This is a genomic window from Pseudomonas sp. WS 5059, assembly GCF_012985525.1.
Taxonomy (GTDB): Bacteria; Pseudomonadota; Gammaproteobacteria; order Pseudomonadales; family Pseudomonadaceae; genus Aquipseudomonas.
The window spans coordinates 137,827-153,932 of record NZ_JAAQWO010000008.1 but is presented as its reverse complement, the minus strand read 5'-3'; the positions used below and the strand labels follow the sequence as shown (position 1 = coordinate 153,932).

Annotated in this window: 12 protein-coding genes; 6 read left to right on the top strand and 6 right to left on the bottom strand. The window is 61.6% G+C overall.

The genetic code is table 11. The features are described from left to right. Positions 1-85: 85 nt before the first annotated feature. Positions 86-904, top strand: coding sequence for a posphoenolpyruvate synthetase regulatory kinase/phosphorylase PpsR (ppsR, locus tag HBO12_RS23000; RefSeq protein WP_076961191.1), 819 nt, complete (start codon positions 86-88; stop codon positions 902-904). A gap of 105 nt (positions 905-1,009) precedes the next feature. Here the strand turns inward: ppsR and HBO12_RS22995 are convergent, their stop codons facing one another. Further along, a complete protein-coding gene (locus tag HBO12_RS22995; RefSeq protein ID WP_170043304.1) occupies positions 1,010-2,434 on the bottom strand; it encodes an aminotransferase-like domain-containing protein in 1,425 nt (474 codons plus the stop codon). Between the two features lie 160 nt (positions 2,435-2,594). Here HBO12_RS22995 and HBO12_RS22990 point away from each other — a divergent pair, with 160 nt between their 5' ends. The 5 genes from HBO12_RS22990 to HBO12_RS22970 are packed head-to-tail and all read left to right on the top strand — an operon-like array spanning position 2,595 to position 8,061. Continuing rightward, positions 2,595-3,488 (top strand): DMT family transporter, encoded by an 894-nt coding sequence (locus tag HBO12_RS22990; protein ID WP_170043384.1) that lies wholly within the window; start codon positions 2,595-2,597, stop codon positions 3,486-3,488. A 26-nt stretch (positions 3,489-3,514) separates the two neighbouring features. Continuing rightward, positions 3,515-5,374, top strand: coding sequence for a molybdopterin-synthase adenylyltransferase MoeB (gene moeB, locus HBO12_RS22985; protein ID WP_170043303.1), 1,860 nt, complete (start codon positions 3,515-3,517; stop codon positions 5,372-5,374). A gap of 25 nt (positions 5,375-5,399) precedes the next feature. After that, positions 5,400-6,314: a PLP-dependent cysteine synthase family protein gene (locus HBO12_RS22980; RefSeq protein ID WP_170043302.1), complete on the top strand. Its 915-nt coding sequence runs from the start codon at positions 5,400-5,402 to the stop codon at positions 6,312-6,314. Between the two features lie 23 nt (positions 6,315-6,337). Further along, the gene (locus HBO12_RS22975; protein WP_169954249.1) at positions 6,338-7,330 is read left to right on the top strand and encodes a serine O-acetyltransferase; all 993 of its coding nucleotides are present in this window, start codon (positions 6,338-6,340) and stop codon (positions 7,328-7,330) included. 2 nt (positions 7,331-7,332) lie between these two features. Next, positions 7,333-8,061, top strand: coding sequence for an alanyl-tRNA editing protein (locus HBO12_RS22970; protein ID WP_170043301.1), 729 nt, complete (start codon positions 7,333-7,335; stop codon positions 8,059-8,061). A gap of 54 nt (positions 8,062-8,115) precedes the next feature. Here the strand turns inward: HBO12_RS22970 and HBO12_RS22965 are convergent, their stop codons facing one another. From HBO12_RS22965 to prpC, 5 genes are all read right to left on the bottom strand, one after another. After that, positions 8,116-9,051, bottom strand: a complete 936-nt coding sequence (locus tag HBO12_RS22965; RefSeq protein WP_170043300.1) for a hypothetical protein — start codon at positions 9,049-9,051, stop codon at positions 8,116-8,118. 166 nt (positions 9,052-9,217) lie between these two features. After that, positions 9,218-10,702, bottom strand: a complete 1,485-nt coding sequence (gene prpD / locus HBO12_RS22960; RefSeq protein WP_170043299.1) for a 2-methylcitrate dehydratase — start codon at positions 10,700-10,702, stop codon at positions 9,218-9,220. 247 nt (positions 10,703-10,949) lie between these two features. After that, positions 10,950-12,140 carry a 2-methylaconitate cis-trans isomerase PrpF gene (gene prpF, locus HBO12_RS22955; protein ID WP_170043298.1) on the bottom strand — a complete coding sequence of 397 codons (1,191 nt, stop codon included), beginning with the start codon at positions 12,138-12,140 and terminating at the stop codon, positions 10,950-10,952. 11 nt (positions 12,141-12,151) lie between these two features. Beyond that, positions 12,152-14,746, bottom strand: coding sequence for a Fe/S-dependent 2-methylisocitrate dehydratase AcnD (gene acnD / locus HBO12_RS22950; RefSeq protein ID WP_169954300.1), 2,595 nt, complete (start codon positions 14,744-14,746; stop codon positions 12,152-12,154). A 202-nt stretch (positions 14,747-14,948) separates the two neighbouring features. After that, a complete protein-coding gene (gene prpC, locus HBO12_RS22945) occupies positions 14,949-16,076 on the bottom strand; it encodes a bifunctional 2-methylcitrate synthase/citrate synthase (RefSeq protein WP_169954255.1) in 1,128 nt (375 codons plus the stop codon). Positions 16,077-16,106: the final 30 nt, after the last annotated feature.

The window sequence follows — 16,106 nt, the reverse complement described above, 5'->3', positions numbered from 1 at the left end:
AAGTGAGAATGCGGCCCACTGTGGGACGGCAAAATCGCGCCTATCATATCCAAGATTCGTCATCAGCTTAAGGCCCAAGGCTCAAATGAAACGATCTGCTTTCTTTATCTCCGATGGCACCGGCATTACCGCCGAAACCCTGGGTCAGAGCCTGCTGGCGCAGTTCGAAAGCATTACCTTTGCCAAATTTACCCGGCCTTATATCGATAACGTGGATAAAGCGCGGGCCATGGTACAACAAATCAATCTGGCCGCCGAAAAAGACGGTGTGCGCCCGATCATTTTCGACACCATCGTCAATCAGGACATCCGTGAGATCCTCGCGACCTCCAATGGTTTCATGATCGACATCTTCTCGACCTTCCTAGCGCCCCTGGAACAGGAGTTGAGCGAACACTCCTCGTACTCCGTAGGCAAGTCCCATTCCATTGGCCACAACTCCAACTATATGGAGCGGATCGAGGCGGTGAACTTCGCCCTGGACAACGACGACGGCGCCCGCACCCATTACTACGACAAGGCCGACCTGATCCTGGTCGGCGTGTCGCGCTGCGGCAAGACCCCGACCTGCCTGTATATGGCCATGCAATTCGGTATCCGCGCGGCCAACTACCCGCTGACCGAGGACGACATGGAGCGCCTGCAACTGCCGGCGGTGCTGCGCACCCATCAGCACAAGCTGTTCGGCCTGACCATCGACCCGGACCGCCTGACAGCGATCCGTAACGAACGCAAGCCCAACAGCCGCTATTCGAGCTATGCCCAGTGCGAGTTCGAGGTGCGGGAAGTGGAAAATCTATTCCGTCGGGAGAACATTGCGCACATCAATTCCACGCATTTTTCGGTGGAAGAGATTTCGGCGAAGATCCTTGTGGAAAAGGGCGTCGAGCGGCGCTTCAAGTAATTTGCATTGCTTGAGCCAGCTCCCATATTTGATCGGGTTCACACGTCAAATGCGGGAGCTGCGGTGGGACAATTCGACTTGCCTGCGATCAACGATAACCCAGCCTCACAGATGAAACCGGTCCCCACCCTGCCCCAGCGCCGTGGCCAGCGCATCAAACCCTGCCCTTAGCAGCTGATCATCCCCAGACGTATTGCAGATACTCGCCCGAATAAACTGCGGCACGGCCGTCTGCCCCACGGCGAAGGCCTCGGCCGTGGCGATCAGGTAATTGTTCTGCTTGAGCTCAGCCTCTATTTCCGACGCACGCCATGGCTCCGGGACTTCAATCCAGAAGTGCGGGCTATTGGGGTGCGTCCGGTATTCCAGGCCGCTCAGCAGGTCCTCGACCAACGCCTTGCGCCGGCTGATTTCGTGGATCTGCTGACGCAACAGATGCGCTGCCGTGCCGTTTTCAATCCACTGCGTGGCCAGTTCCAGGGTCACAGGGGTGGCCATCCAACAGGTTGAGCGCAGCGCTGCGGAAATACGGCTGACCAACGCCGGCGGCGCATGCACATACCCCACGCGCAAGCCCGCCGATACCGCCTTGCTCAGGCTGCTGATCAGAATCGTGCGCTCCGGGGCAAAATGACTCAGGGGCGGCGGGCGGTCCTCCACCAACACACCATGGGCCTCGTCCTCCAGGATCAGCAGGTTGTGCTCACGGCAGACCCTGGCCAGCGCCTCGCGGCGGGCAACCGACAAGACCGCTGTCGTCGGATTCTGGATGGTCGGCGTGCAGTACAGGGCAGAAACCCGGTGATTACGACACACCTCCTCCAGGGCCGTCGGCAGCACACCCTCCTCGTCCATTTCCAGGCCGATCAGGCGGATGCCAAGCATCCGTGCGGCAGTGATCAGGCCGGGATAGGTCAACTGCTCGGTGACGACCGTATCGCCCGCGCGCACCAACGCCATCAACGCGCACAACAAACCATGCTGGCCGCCGTTGACACAGATGACCTGCTCGGGAATCGGATGAAAATCACGCTGCACCAACCATTGCGCGCCCGCCGCGCGGTAGCGGGGCAAGCCGGCGTCCGGGGTGTAGGCACTGATGTCCTGCAGGAACTTGGCATTGGTGGCCAGGGTTTCAAAGCTCTGGGCCAGGAACGTGGTCTCCTGCCCCGGGATGTGCATATTGCGGCTCATATCGAAGTACTGGCGCGGTTCCTCGCTGACGTTGCGAAAGCCTTCGTCGCGCTGGCGCTCCATCCCACGCTTGCGCACGAATGTGCCGTCGCCCACCCGCGCCACCACCAGGCCCAGGCGTTCCAGTTCGCCGTAGGCGCGGCTGATCGTGCCGATGGTCACCCCCAGGTTGTCGGAAAGCACCCGATGAGGCGGCAGTTTGCGCCCTGGTTCGATCAAGCCCTCGAGGATGCCCCGCTCCATCACATCAGACAGGCGTTTGTACTTCACGCCCTGCCCACTGGACAGTCCCTCTCGCATAATTGACACCATGTCAATATTTGTTTTGACAGCCATCATTCGCCCTAATAGTGTGCTTTTACGGGTTCAATCACCGGGTGAAACCTCTAATTACAAGTCCAATATAGAGTTCAATTCCGGCTCAGGGAAGCAATAAACGATGCCAATGTCCGCCGTTCTCGAAAATTCCGAAAAAACCAAACCCTCCAAACAATGGCTGGCTGGCCTGATCACCAGTGTGATGTTCCTGATTGTCTGCCTGAGCTGGGGCACCACCTGGCTGGGGATCAAGATCGCCGTGGAAAGCGTGCCGCCCCTGACGTCGGCGGGCCTGCGCTTTTTGATCGCCTTCCCGCTGTTCCTGTGTTTTGCCTTCCTGCGTCGCGAGCCGATCCTGTTTCCACGGGAAAGCCGCTGGTTCTTTGTGTTCGTGACCCTTTGCTATTTCAGCGTGCCCTACTACCTGCTCAACTATGGCGAGATGCACGTCTCGTCCGGCCTCACCGCCCTGCTGTTCAGTTGCATGCCGGTGTTCATCCTGATCTTCTCCGCGCTATTCCTGCGCGAGCGCATCTACTTTTCCCAGGTCGTGGGGATCGGCATCGGTTTCGCCAGCCTGTACATGATCATCAAGAGCCAGGGACTGCACCTTGACCATGCCGAGTTCTTCGGCGTCCTGGCCATTCTGAGCGCCGCGATCATGCATGCCTTGTGCTATGTCATTACCAAGCAAAAAGGCAGCGCCATCAGTGTGATCACCTACAACACCCTACCCATCGGGATTGCCGGGCTGATGCTGTTCGTCGCCGGGCTGTGGTTTGAATCACCGACCTTCGAGGCCATTACCCTGCGTTCCTGGAGCGCCCTGTTCTACCTGGGCCTGGTGGCCTCAGTTGGTGGGTTTATCGTGTACTTCATGCTGCTCAAGCGCCTGAGCCCGATCATCCTGTCGTTCGTCTTCATTATTTTCCCGGTGTTCGCCGTGATCATCGGCGCCTGGTACGAAGGCCTGGAACTGTCCCGGGACCTGATGCTGTATTCGGCGATCCTGCTGGCAGGCTTTGCCATCACCAAGTTGCCGATCGAAAAGCTGCTGGCAAAACCCAATTGACCCTTTCCCCACCACGCGAGAGAAACATGGACGTCCTCCGCCAAACCGCCCTGGCACAGATCTACGCCCACGCCAGCAGCACCTACCCCGAAGAGTGCTGCGGCTTTGTCTTCGCCGACGGCAGTGTGTACCTGGGCAGCAATATCCAGAACGAGTTACACCGCAAGAACCCCGAGGCCTACCCCCGCAGCGCGGCCAACGGCTACACCTTCTCGGTGACCGACACGCTGCTGATGAACAAGGCCTTTCGCACGGATAACCCGGTGGTGGTGATCTACCACTCCCACCCGGATGTCGGTGCCTATTTCAGCGACGAGGATCAGGACAAGGCCCTCTACATGGGGGAACCGATCTACCCCGTCAGCTACCTGGTGGTGGATGTTCGCCAGGGCAAGGCCCTTGGGTCGAAGCTGTTTGCCTGGGATGGCACGCACTTCGCCCTCACCCCCTTCAACGACCTGCAAACGGAGTTGTACATGAACGCTGTCTCTTTCCCCGACATCCTGGCCCGTGTGGCCAAGTTGCCAGAATCGACCCTCGAGGGTGCCGGATCGACATTGCGCGAAGTCATTGAAGGCCTCTGTGCCCGCTACCCGCAGCTACGGGCGCACCTGTTCCACGAAAACAACGGTCGACTCAAGGAACATTTCCTGTTCACGGCCGGGGAAGAACTGATCGGCCCCGACGAGCCGCTGCCCGAGAAAGCCAGGATCGAAGTGCTGCTCGCCACCTCCGGCGGCATCGACATCGAGTCCCTGAGCAACGAGGAAGTGCAGCGCTATGTGCGCCATATCACCCTGCCCGGCGTCGGCCGCGAAGGGCAACTGAACCTGAAGAAAGCCAAGGTGCTGATCATCGGTACCGGTGGCCTGGGCTCGCCCATCAGCCTGTACCTGGCCGCAGCCGGCATCGGCACCCTGGGGCTGGTGGACTTCGATGTGGTGGAAAGCAGCAACCTGCAACGCCAGGTCGTGCACGGCAACAGCACCCTGGGCCTGCCCAAGGTCGAATCCGCCAAGCGCCGGCTGCAGGACCTCAACGCGCATATCCGGATCAACACCTACGACACCGCACTGAATGCCGACAACGCCCTGGAACTGGTCGGCGCCTACGATCTGGTGATCGACGGTACTGACAACTTCGAGACCCGCTACCAGGTCAATGATGCCTGCGTACAGTTGGGCAAGCCGTTGGTGTACGGCGCGATCTACCGCTTCGACGGCCAGATCAGCGTGTTCAACTATCAAGGCGGGCCCTGCTACCGCTGCCTGTACCCCCACGCGCCACCCGCGGAACTGGCGCCCAATTGCAGCGCCGGTGGGGTGATCGGTGTATTGCCCGGTGTGGTCGGGATGATCCAGGCCACCGAGGCGATCAAGCTGTTGATCGGCCTCGGCGAATCCTTGTCCGGCCGGTTGATGCGCTTTGATGCCCTGGCCATGAAATTCAGTGAACTGCGTTTCAAGCGCCGCGCCGACTGCCCGTGCTGTTCCGACTTGCGTGAAGAACACCAACCCGCCGCCGTGTGTGCCGATACCCTCCGCGGCACCCAGGGTCTGGCAGAAGAGCACTACATCAAGCCCCAGGTGCTCAAGCAACTGCTGGAGCAGCGCCGCAGCGCCGATATCCTGCTGGATGTACGCGACGCCAGCGAGCTGGAGGTCTGCCAACTGCCCGGCGTGGTGCACATCCCCTTGGCCCAGCTCGACGAGCAACTCGATACCCTCAGCCGTGACAACACCCATTACCTGATCTGCTATGCCGGCAGCCGCGCCGAGCAAGCCGCCAGTACGTTGCTGGCCGCAGGCTTTGCCAACACCCGGGTGCTGCAAGGCGGCATGAAACACTGGGTACGCGACGTCGAACCCGACATGCCGTTGTACTGACCACAGGCCTTGGGGTACTTATCCGATGCTGCATAACTCCATACTCGACGCCATTGGCCAAACGCCTATCGTGCGCCTGGAACAATTCTCCGAAGACCTCGGCATCGAGGTCTTCGCCAAGCTTGAATCCCTGAACCCGGGCGGTAGCCACAAGGCACGGATTGCCCTGGGAATGATCCTCGACGCCGAGCGCCGGGGCATCCTGATTCGCGATTCGGGGCAAACCATCATCGAACCCAGCGGCGGCAACACGGGCATCGGCCTGGTGATGGCCGGCAACGTGCTGGGCTACAAAGTGGTGCTGGTGATTCCCGACAACTACAGCCCCGAAAAGCAAAAGCTGCTGCGCCTGTATGGCGCCAAGGTGGTGCTGTCCGATAGCCGCCTGGGCAATAACTCCCATGGCGAAAAGTGCATGGAGTTGCAGCTGGAAAACCCCAGCTTCGTCATGCTCAACCAACAGCGCAACGGCGCCAACCCCCAGACCCACCGCGACACCACCGCCCCGGAAATCATCCGTGCCTTTGGCGAGCGCCAGGTCGACTATTTCGTCAGCGGGATAGGCACCGGGGGCCACATCACCGGGATCGGTGAAACCCTCAAGGCCACCTGGCCGCAGATCCGCGTGATGGGCGTGGAGCCCGAGGAGTGCGACCTGCTAAGTGATAGCCATGCGCCGCATCATATCCAGGGCCTGTCCATCGGCCTGATCCCGAGCATTCTCAACCTGAACGTGCTGGACGGCATGCTCAAGGTCTCGCGCCTCGATTGCCTGGAAATGATGAAACGCATCATGCGTACCGATGCCATCAGCCTGGGGCTGTCGTCGGCCGCCAATATGGTGGCCATCGCCAGGCTCGCACCGGAACTGCCCACCGACACCGTCGTCCTGACCATGGTGTACGACAGCGCCGACAGTTATCTGCCCTGCTTCGAATAACGACAATTACGGGGGTGCCTTCCATGGGAGGCTTTATCGACATGCAACAGCTGCACGATGAGCTGCTGACCCACCTCATCAAGACCCTGTCGCCGGCGCAGATGGCACAGTTGCAGCCACACCTGGCGGCGTTGATCCAGCCCGCCGCGCAGGAGGTGGCCGAGGACTTGATCGCCTATGCCTGGCGCGATCCGGCGTCCAGGGGCCGCGGCGAACTGATCCTGGAGTCCTACGCCTCATTCAAGGCCGTGCTGTATTACCGGCTGGCGCATCGGGTATGGAATCTACCCGACCAGGCCCACGGCCAGTTCTGTGCGATCGCGCTGACGTTGAGCAACCAGGGCAAGATCCTGTCCGGCGCCGAAATCCACCCCGCCGCCCGCATTGGCCGGCGCTTCGTCCTGGATCATGGCTTTGGCACGGTGGTCGGCGAGACCTGCGAGATCGGCAATGACTGCTACATCCTGTGTGGCGTGACCCTGGGCGCCCGGGGCATCGCCAACAACCCGGACGGCAAGCGTCACCCACGCCTGGGCAACAACGTGGAAGTCGGCGCGGGCGCGAGGGTGCTCGGGTATGTGCTGATTGGCGACAACGTGTTTATCAGCCCCTCCTGCGTCATCACCCAGGACGTGCCCGCGGGCACCAAGGTCAAGGTGGTCAACCAGATCCAGTTGCAGAAAAACGACGAAGCTGACGCCAGCAATTACCTCGGGGCATTTGCCCTCGACGAGCGCCTGCACGTGGTCGGCGAAGTCAACATCAGCCACCGGGTCACGGTGCTGGATGCCGACTTCCACCCACTGTCAGGCCTGGTGCTGGAACCCACGGTCAAGGAGCGTCATCACCTGCAGTTTCGCCTGCGCACGCTGCAGGCCCCCACCTACCCCCCGCGCCTGCCGCTGAACCTGAAGGTGTGCGGACCGAGATTCGAGGTCACCCTGCTCTCCCCACCCGGGCTGAGCGCAATGGTGCGGCGCCTGCTGCAAACCAGCCCACTGATCGTTGGAGGATGAACATGTCCGTACACACCATGGAAACCTTGGCGCTGTTCGACAGCGCGCCTTACCAGAACGCCTTCAGCGCCCGGGTAATCGCCGTCAGCGAACAGGGCGTGGCCCTCGAACACACGCTGTTCTACCCCACCGGCGGTGGGCAACCCGGCGATACCGGTTACTTCACCCTGCCGGACGGCAGCCGGGTCAATGTAACCGGCACCGTACGCGACCCGGTCCTGCGCTCGATCATCTGGCACCAAGTGGAACACTGCCCCGAGTCATTGCGTGCGGGGGTACAGGTAGATGCCGGCCTGGACTGGGAGCGTCGCTACCAACACATGAAAATGCACACCTGCCTGCATCTGTTGTGCTCGATCATCGACGCACCGGTAACCGGTTGCAGCATCAGCGCCGACAAGGGCCGCCTGGACTTCGACCTGCCGGAAATGACCCTCGACAAGGAAAGCATCACCCGCGACCTCAATGCCTTGATCGAGCAGGCCCATGGGGTCAAGTCGCTGTCGATGCCGGCCTCCGAATACTCCACCCTGCTGCAAATCACCCGCACCCAGGCCGTCGCGCCTCCGGTGATCCAGGGCGCGGTACGGGTGATAGAAATTGCCGACATCGATATCCAGCCGTGTGGCGGCACCCATGTGGTCAACACCGAGGAAATCGGTCGGGTGTTCTGCGAAAAAATCGAGAAGAAGAGCAAGCACAACCGACGGGTGATCCTGCGGTTCGAGTGAATCGGCAAGCAGCCAACAGGGAGGCCCAGCCTCCCCTTATCGACGCGTTTGCCCTTACTTCGACTGGGCTTTGACCTGGGCACTCAATTGCGCTATTTGCTGTTGCAGTTGGGAAATCACCTGGGTGAACTCAGTCATCATTTGATCGATGCGAGCGCGCAATTGCTCGTTCTCGCGCATAAGATCATCAACACTGCGGGCCGACGGCGCCGTGGCTTCATCGGCCTGGGCCGATGGGGTGGCGCCCTTGGCACGGGGCGCTTGCTCAGCCGGCGCAGAGTCCGACGCGGTATTGCTGTCAGCCTTCGGGCCTGCGCTAGGAGCCTGGTTTGCGGAAGTACCGGCCCCCGTTATTTTCTGGCTCAACGCCTGGATCTGCTCTTGCAGCCTGGTAACCACCGTCGTGAACTGGGTTTGCAACCGCTCGACCGTTTCACGCAGTTGGTCGTTTTCAGCAGTCAACTGCTCAAGATTACCCGGCGCTTCGGGGCCTGAAGCCGGCGTACTCTCTGCGCGGGCCGATGCTGCAGGCGCTGTTCCGTCCTGCTGCACCGCTGTGCTGTCCTGCCGAGCCGCTGGTTTTTCACCCGCGCCCCGATTGGATGGAGCGTCCTCTTTCTGCGGTTTTTGCATCGTGTTGACTTGCTGAGCCAGCTCAGCCACTTGCTGCTGCAGCGCGGTGATTATCGGCGAGAACTTGGCCACCAACTGGTTAAGCTGGTCGCGCAGCTGATTGTTTTGCTGGGAAAGCTGTGCGAGTTGGGCCGGGGCGGTATTGGTCGCAGATGACGGTGAGTTGACCAAGCCCTTGTGGGCCGCAAACTGCCCGCGCTGCTGTGCAGTCATAGGCTTTCGAGGGGATGCTGAATCTGCTGGAGTCTGGCCGGGAGTCTGGGTTTTGGCGCTGTTTTCGGACTGCGCGGATGCAGGCTTGGAGGGCATTTCATAGCCGTGGTAGGGCGCGTACTGCTGCTGGTTTACGCTAGTCATGGCGAACCTCTCATTTAATTCACAGGTCTTGCTTGCCAGACGACCCGGTACAAAAGGTCATCTGGCTACCTGATTGGCAATTATCTGAAGACGGTTCCGAAGATGTAGGACATACGATTGGCAAAGTGTGTCGACTGCAAATCCTGCCACCTTGCAGCGGCTTTTATTACATCACCCACAGATCCACAAACCGATTCACCGGCGTCCCTTCCAGCCGTGCCTGGTCCTTGCACAGTGCAAAAATCTCAGCGCTGCGCTGCGCAGTGAAGCGTGTCGCCAGGTTGGCCTTGAACTTGTCTTCCAGCAACGGAATGCTATCCGCCCGGCGCCGACGATGGCCAATCGGGTATTCCACCGCGACCTGTTCGGTGCTCGAACCATCGGTGAAAAACACCTGCACGGCGTTGGCAATGGAACGCTTGTCAGCTTCAAGGTATTCGCGGCTGTAACGCGGGTCTTCGACGATGACCATTTTTTTGCGTAACTCATCGATGATCGGGTGTGCGGCATGGAATTCATCTTCGTACTGCTCGGCCACCAGGTTGCCAAACGCCAGGGGCACAGCGGTCATGTATTGCAGGCAGTGGTCGCGGTCGGCCGCATTAGCCAGTTGGCCGACCTTGGAAATGATGCGAATGGCCGACTCGTGGGTGGTGATCACGATGCGCTCGATTTCATGCAAGCGCTGCTTGACCTGCGGGTACAAGGTGACGGCGGCTTCACAGGCGGTCTGGGCGTGGAATTCGGCGGGAAAGCTGATCTTGAACAGCACGTTTTCCATCACATAAGTGCCATAGGGCTGGGGCAGGCTGAACGCGCGCTTGCCCTCAGGTTTGAGGGCCAGGTCCTTGTTGGTGTGGCTGAACAGCACGTCATAAAAACCCCATTGCGGCGCGCTCAACACACCCGGGATGCCCATTTCGCCGCGCAGGGCGATATCCGCCAGGCGCACGCCACGGCTCGACGCATCCCCCGCCGCCCACGACTTGCGCGACCCGGCATTCGGCGCGTGACGGTAAGTGCGCAGCGCCTGCCCATCGACAAACGCCTGGGACAACGCCGCCAGCAGTTGCTCACGATTGGCACCCATCAACTTGGCGCAGACCGCCGTAGAGGCGACTTTGACCAGCAGCACATGGTCGAGGCCGACGCGGTTGAAGGAGTTTTCCAGGGCAATCACGCCCTGGATTTCGTGGGCCATGATCATCGCTTCCAGCACCGCGCGCACGGTCAGCGGCGCCTCGCCATGGGCCACGCGTTTTTGTGACAGGTGATCGGCAACGGCCAGGATGCCGCCGAGGTTATCCGAAGGATGGCCCCATTCGGCAGCGAGCCAGGTGTCGTTGTAATCGAGCCAACGCACGATGCAGCCGATGTCCCACGCGGCCTTGACCGGGTCCAGGCGATAGGACGTACCCGGCACCCGGGCACCGAACGGCACCACTGTGCCTTCGACAATCGGTCCCAAATGCTTGGTGCACTCAGGAAAGCGCAGGGCCAGCAGGCCGCAGCCGAGGGTGTCCATCAGGCAGTTGCGGGCGGTGTCCAGGGCGTCCCGTGAGTCGATGCGGTAGTTGAGGACGTAATCGGCGATGTCCTGCAAAACCTGGTCATAGTCGGGGCGGTTGTTCTGGTCGACGTTGGCGCTCATGGCAGTACTCCAAAATAGGTGGGTGTGTTCCTTCCTCAGGCTCAGGGTTGGTCGTTTGTGGCAGGTCTCTCGCCTGCTCTAATACAAAAATCGAGAAGCCACCGCTAGCCCCCTGTGGGAGCGGGCTTGTGTGGGAGCGGGCTTGCTCGCGAAGACGTCGGCCCAGCAAACATTGACATTGACTGACCCACTGCTTTCGCGGGCAAGCCCGCTCCCACACAAGCCCGCTCGCACATTGGGGCCGGCTTTAGAATGCGTCGCCGGGCACGCGCACGTAGCCTTCCATCAAGACCCGCGCACTGCGGCTCATGATGGCCTTCTTCACCACCCATTCGCCGTTGACCTGGCTGGCCTCTGCGCCCACGCGCAAGGTGCCGGACGGATGCCCGAAGCGCACGGCATTGCGTTCCACACCGCCCGCCGCGAGGCTGACCAGTGTCCCGGAAATCGCCGCCGCCGTGCCAATCGCCACCGCGGCCGTGCCCATCATCGCGTGGTGCAGCTTGCCCATGGACAGCGCCCGCACCAGCAGGTCCACATCGCCGGCCTTGATCGCCTTGCCACTGGAGGCCAGGTAATCCGCAGGCTTGGCCACGAACGCCAGCTTCGGTGTGTGCTGGCGCTGGGCCGCTTCGTCCAGGTGCTTGATCAGGCCCATGCGCAACGCCCCATGGGCCCGCACTGTCTCGAACATGGCCAGGGCTTTCGGATCGCTATTGATCGCGCCTTGCAGCTCGGTGCCGGTGTAGCCGAGGTCTTGCGCGTTGATAAAAATCGTCGGGATCCCCGCGTTGATCAGCGTCGCCTTGAAGGTGCCGACACCCGGCACTTGCAGGTCGTCGATCAGGTTGCCGGTGGGGAACATCGAACCGCCGCCGCCCTCTTCTTCGGCTGCCGGGTCGAGGAATTCCAGTTGCACTTCGGCCGCCGGGAAGGTCACGCCATCCAGCTCGAAGTCGCCGGTTTCCTGCACCGCGCCGTCGGTGATCGGCACATGGGCGATGATGGTCTTGCCGATATTCGCCTGCCAAACCCGCACCACGGCCACGCCGTTAGAGGGGATACGCGCAGCGTCCACCAGGCCAGCACTGATGGCGAATGCACCCACCGCTGCCGACAGGTTGCCGCAGTTGCCGCTCCAGTCGACAAAAGGCTTGTCGATGGACACCTGGCCAAACAGGTAGTCCACGTCATGCTCGGCGCGGGTGCTCTTGGCGAGGATCACGGTTTTGCTGGTGCTCGACGTGGCACCGCCCATGCCGTCGATCTGCTTGTCATAGGGGTCGGGGCTGCCGATCACCCGCAGCAGCAGGGCATCGCGCGCCGCCCCCGGGACCTGGGCCGATTCGGGCAAGTCCTTGAGGTTGAAAAACACGCCCTTGCTGGTGCCGCCACGCATGTAGGTGGCGGCGATCTTGATTTGCGCTACGTGTGTCATGGTTATCCTCTTCAGGCGGTCGCCGCCGATTCCAGGAAGTCCTGGGCAAAACGCTGCAACACGCCGCCCGCCTCGTAGATCGACACTTCTTCGGCGGTGTCCAGGCGGCAGGTCACTGGCACTTCGACACGTTCGCCATTCTTGCGGTTGATCACCAGGGTCAACTGCGCACGCGGGGTGCGCTCGCCGATTACGTCATAGGTTTCGCTGCCATCGATCTGCAGAGTCTTGCGGTCGGTGCCCGGCAAAAATTCCAGGGGCAGCACGCCCATGCCCACCAGGTTGGTGCGGTGGATGCGTTCGAAGCCTTCGGCGGCAATCGCTTCCACACCCGCCAGGCGCACGCCCTTGGCCGCCCAGTCGCGGGACGAACCCTGGCCGTAGTCGGCGCCGGCAATGATGATCAGCGGCTGCTTGCGCTCCATGTAGGTTTCGATGGCTTCCCACATCCGCGTGACCCGGCCTTCCGGTTCGATGCGCGCCAGGGAACCCTGCTTGACCTTGCCGTTTTCCTGGACCATTTCATTGAACAGCTTGGGGTTGGCAAAGGTCGCGCGCTGGGCGGTCAGGTGGTCGCCACGGTGTGTTGCATAGGAGTTGAAGTCGACTTCCGGCAAGCCCATTTTCGCCAGGTATTCGCCGGCGGCACTGTCGAGCATGATCGCGTTGGACGGCGACAGGTGGTCAGTGGTGATGTTGTCCGGCAGCACCGCCAGCGGGCGCATGCCCTTGAGCGGACGCGCACCGGCCAGGGCGCCTTCCCAGTACGGCGGACGACGGATGTAGGTGCTTTGCGGGCGCCAGTCGTATAGCGGGGTGACTTTCGGGCCGGTGTCTTCATGGATCGCGAACATCGGGATGTAGACCTGGCGGAACTGCTCAGGCTTGACCGAGGCCTTGACCACCGCGTCGATTTCTTCGTCGCTCGGCCAGATGTCCTGCAGGCGGATTTCCTTGCCGCTCGCGTCCAGGCCCAGTACGTCTTTTTCGATATCGAAACGGATGGTGCCGGCAATCGCGTAGGCCACCACCAGCGGTGGCGACGCCAGGAACGCTTGCTTGGCGTACGGGTGGATGCGCCCGTCGAAGTTGCGGTTACCCGAGAGCACGGCGGTGGCGTACAGGTCGCGGTCGATGATTTCTTGCTGGATCACCGGGTCGAGTGCACCGGACATGCCGTTGCAGGTGGTGCAGGCGAAGGCAACGACACCAAAACCCAACTGCTCCAACTCGCTGGTCAGCCCGGCTTCGTCGAGGTACATGGCCACGGTTTTCGAACCCGGGGCCAGGGATGACTTGACCCACGGCTTGCGGGCCAGCCCCAGCTTGTTGGCATTGCGCGCCAGCAGGCCGGCGGCGATCACGTTGCGCGGGTTGCTGGTGTTGGTGCAACTGGTAATGGCAGCGATGATCACCGCGCCGTCGGGCATTTGCCCCGGCACGTCATCCCATTGCCCGGAAATGCCCTTGGCCGCCAGGTCGCTGGTAGCCACACGTGCATGCGGGTTGCTCGGGCCGGCCATATTGCGCACGACGCTGGACAGGTCGAAGCTCAGGCCACGCTCGTATTGCGCGCCCTTGAGGTCATCGGCCCACAGGCCGGTGTGCCGTGCGTACTGCTCGACCAGGGCGACTTGTTCGTCTTCGCGACCGGTGAGCTTGAGATAGGCGATGGTCTGCGCGTCGATGTAGAACATCGCCGCCGTAGCGCCATATTCCGGGGCCATGTTGGAGATGGTGGCGCGGTCGCCCAGGGTCAGGGCCGAAGCGCCTTCACCGAAGAACTCCAGCCAGGCACCGACGACTTTCTGCTGGCGCAGGAACTCGGTCAGGGCCAGCACCATGTCGGTGGCGGTGATGCCCGGTTGCAGCTTGCCCGTCAGTTCGACGCCAACGCTTTCCGGCAGGCGCATCCACGACGCGCGGCCAAGCATCACACTTTCGGCTTCCAGGCCGCCGACGCCAATGGCGATCACGCCCAGGGCGTCGACGTGGGGGGTGTGGCTGTCGGTGCCGACGCAAGTATCCGGGAAGGCCACGCCGTCACGCACCTGGATCACCGGGGACATTTTCTCCAGGTTGATCTGGTGCATGATGCCGTTGCCCGGCGGGATCACATCGACGTTCTTGAAGGCCTTTTTGGTCCACTCGATAAAGTGGAAACGGTCTTCGTTGCGGCGGTCTTCGATGGCGCGATTTTTCTCGAAGGCCTGTGGGTCAGAACCACCGGCCTCGACCGCCAGGGAGTGGTCGACGATCAGTTGGGTCGGCACCACCGGGTTGACCTGGGCCGGGTCCCCCCCTTGCAGGGCGATGGCATCACGCAGGCCGGCGAGGTCCACCAGGGCGGTCTGGCCGAGGATGTCATGGCATACCACACGGGCCGGGAACCAGGGAAAGTCGAGGTCGCGCTTGCGTTCGATCAACTGGCTCAGGGACGCGTTGAGCGTCGCCGGGTCGCAGCGGCGCACCAGGTTTTCGGCGAGCACGCGGGAGGTGTAGGGCAGCGTGGCGTAGGCACCGGGGGTGATGGCCTCGACAGCCGCACGGGCGTCGAAGTAATCCAGGCGGCTGCCGGGGAGCGGTTTGCGAAATTCAGTGTTCATCGTCAGGACTCGGTCACGGTAGTTACAGAAGGAAGACCTGTACCGACCCAGAATTGGAATGAGGTCAAAATGTGGGAGCGGGCTTGCTCGCGAATGTGGTGTGTCATTCAACACATTCAGTGACTGTTACCCCGCATTCGCGAGCAAGCCCGCTCCCACACTTCTGATTCGGTTACCAATTCGGGATTGTCGGTCTCCTCATTCAGCGACGTTCGATTGGCACGAACTTGCGCTGCTCGACGCCGATGTACTCGGCGCTTGGACGGATGATGCGGTTGTTGGCACGCTGCTCGAACACATGCGCCGCCCAGCCGGTGAGGCGCGAGCAGACGAAGATAGGCGTGAACAGCTTGGTCGGGATGCCCATGAAGTGGTACGCCGAGGCATGGTAGAAGTCGGCGTTGGGGAACAGTTTTTTCTGTTCCCACATGGTTTTGTCGATGGCTTCGGAGACCGGGAACAGCACCTTGTCGCCCACTTCATCGGCGAGTTTTTTCGACCAGCCCTTGATCACTTCATTACGCGGGTCGTTGTCTTTATAGATCGCGTGGCCAAAGCCCATGATCTTGTCCTTGCGCTCCAGCATGCCGAGGGTGCCTTTCACGGCGTCTTCGGCCGAGGAGAAACGCTCGATCATTTCCATCGCCGCTTCGTTGGCGCCGCCATGCAGCGGGCCGCGCAGCGAGCCGATGGCGGCGGTGACGCAGGAATACAAGTCGGACAGGGTCGAGGCACACACACGAGCGGTGAACGTCGAGGCGTTGAACTCGTGCTCGGCGTACAGGATCAGCGACACGTTCATGACTTTTTCGTGCAGCGGGCTCGGCTTCTCGCCGTGCAGCAGGTGCAGGAAATGCCCACCGATGCTCGGCTCGTCGGTCACGCAGTCGATGCGCTTGCCGTCATGGCTGAAGCGGTACCAGTAGCACATGATCGCCGGGAACGCGGCCAGCAGGCGGTCGGTGACATCGCGCTGCACGCTGAAGTCTTGTTCCGGCTCGATGTTGCCGAGGAACGAGCAACCGGTGCGCATCACGTCCATCGGGTGGGCGTCGGCGGGGATGCGCTCCAGTACTTCCTTGAGCGCCTGGGGCAGGTCACGCAGCTTGCTCAGCTTGGCGCTGTAGGCCGCCAGCTCAGCCTTGCTCGGCAATTCGCCGTACAACAGCAGGTAGGCGACTTCTTCAAACTGCGCGTCGGCGGCCAGTTCACGCACGTCGTAGCCGCGATAGGTCAGGCCGGCACCGGCCTGGCCCACGGTGGACAGTGCCGTCTGCCCGGCCACCTGGCCACGCAGGCCGGCGCCACTGAGTACTTTTGCTTCAGCCATGGTTCTTCTCCAATTTTGTAGTTATCTGGG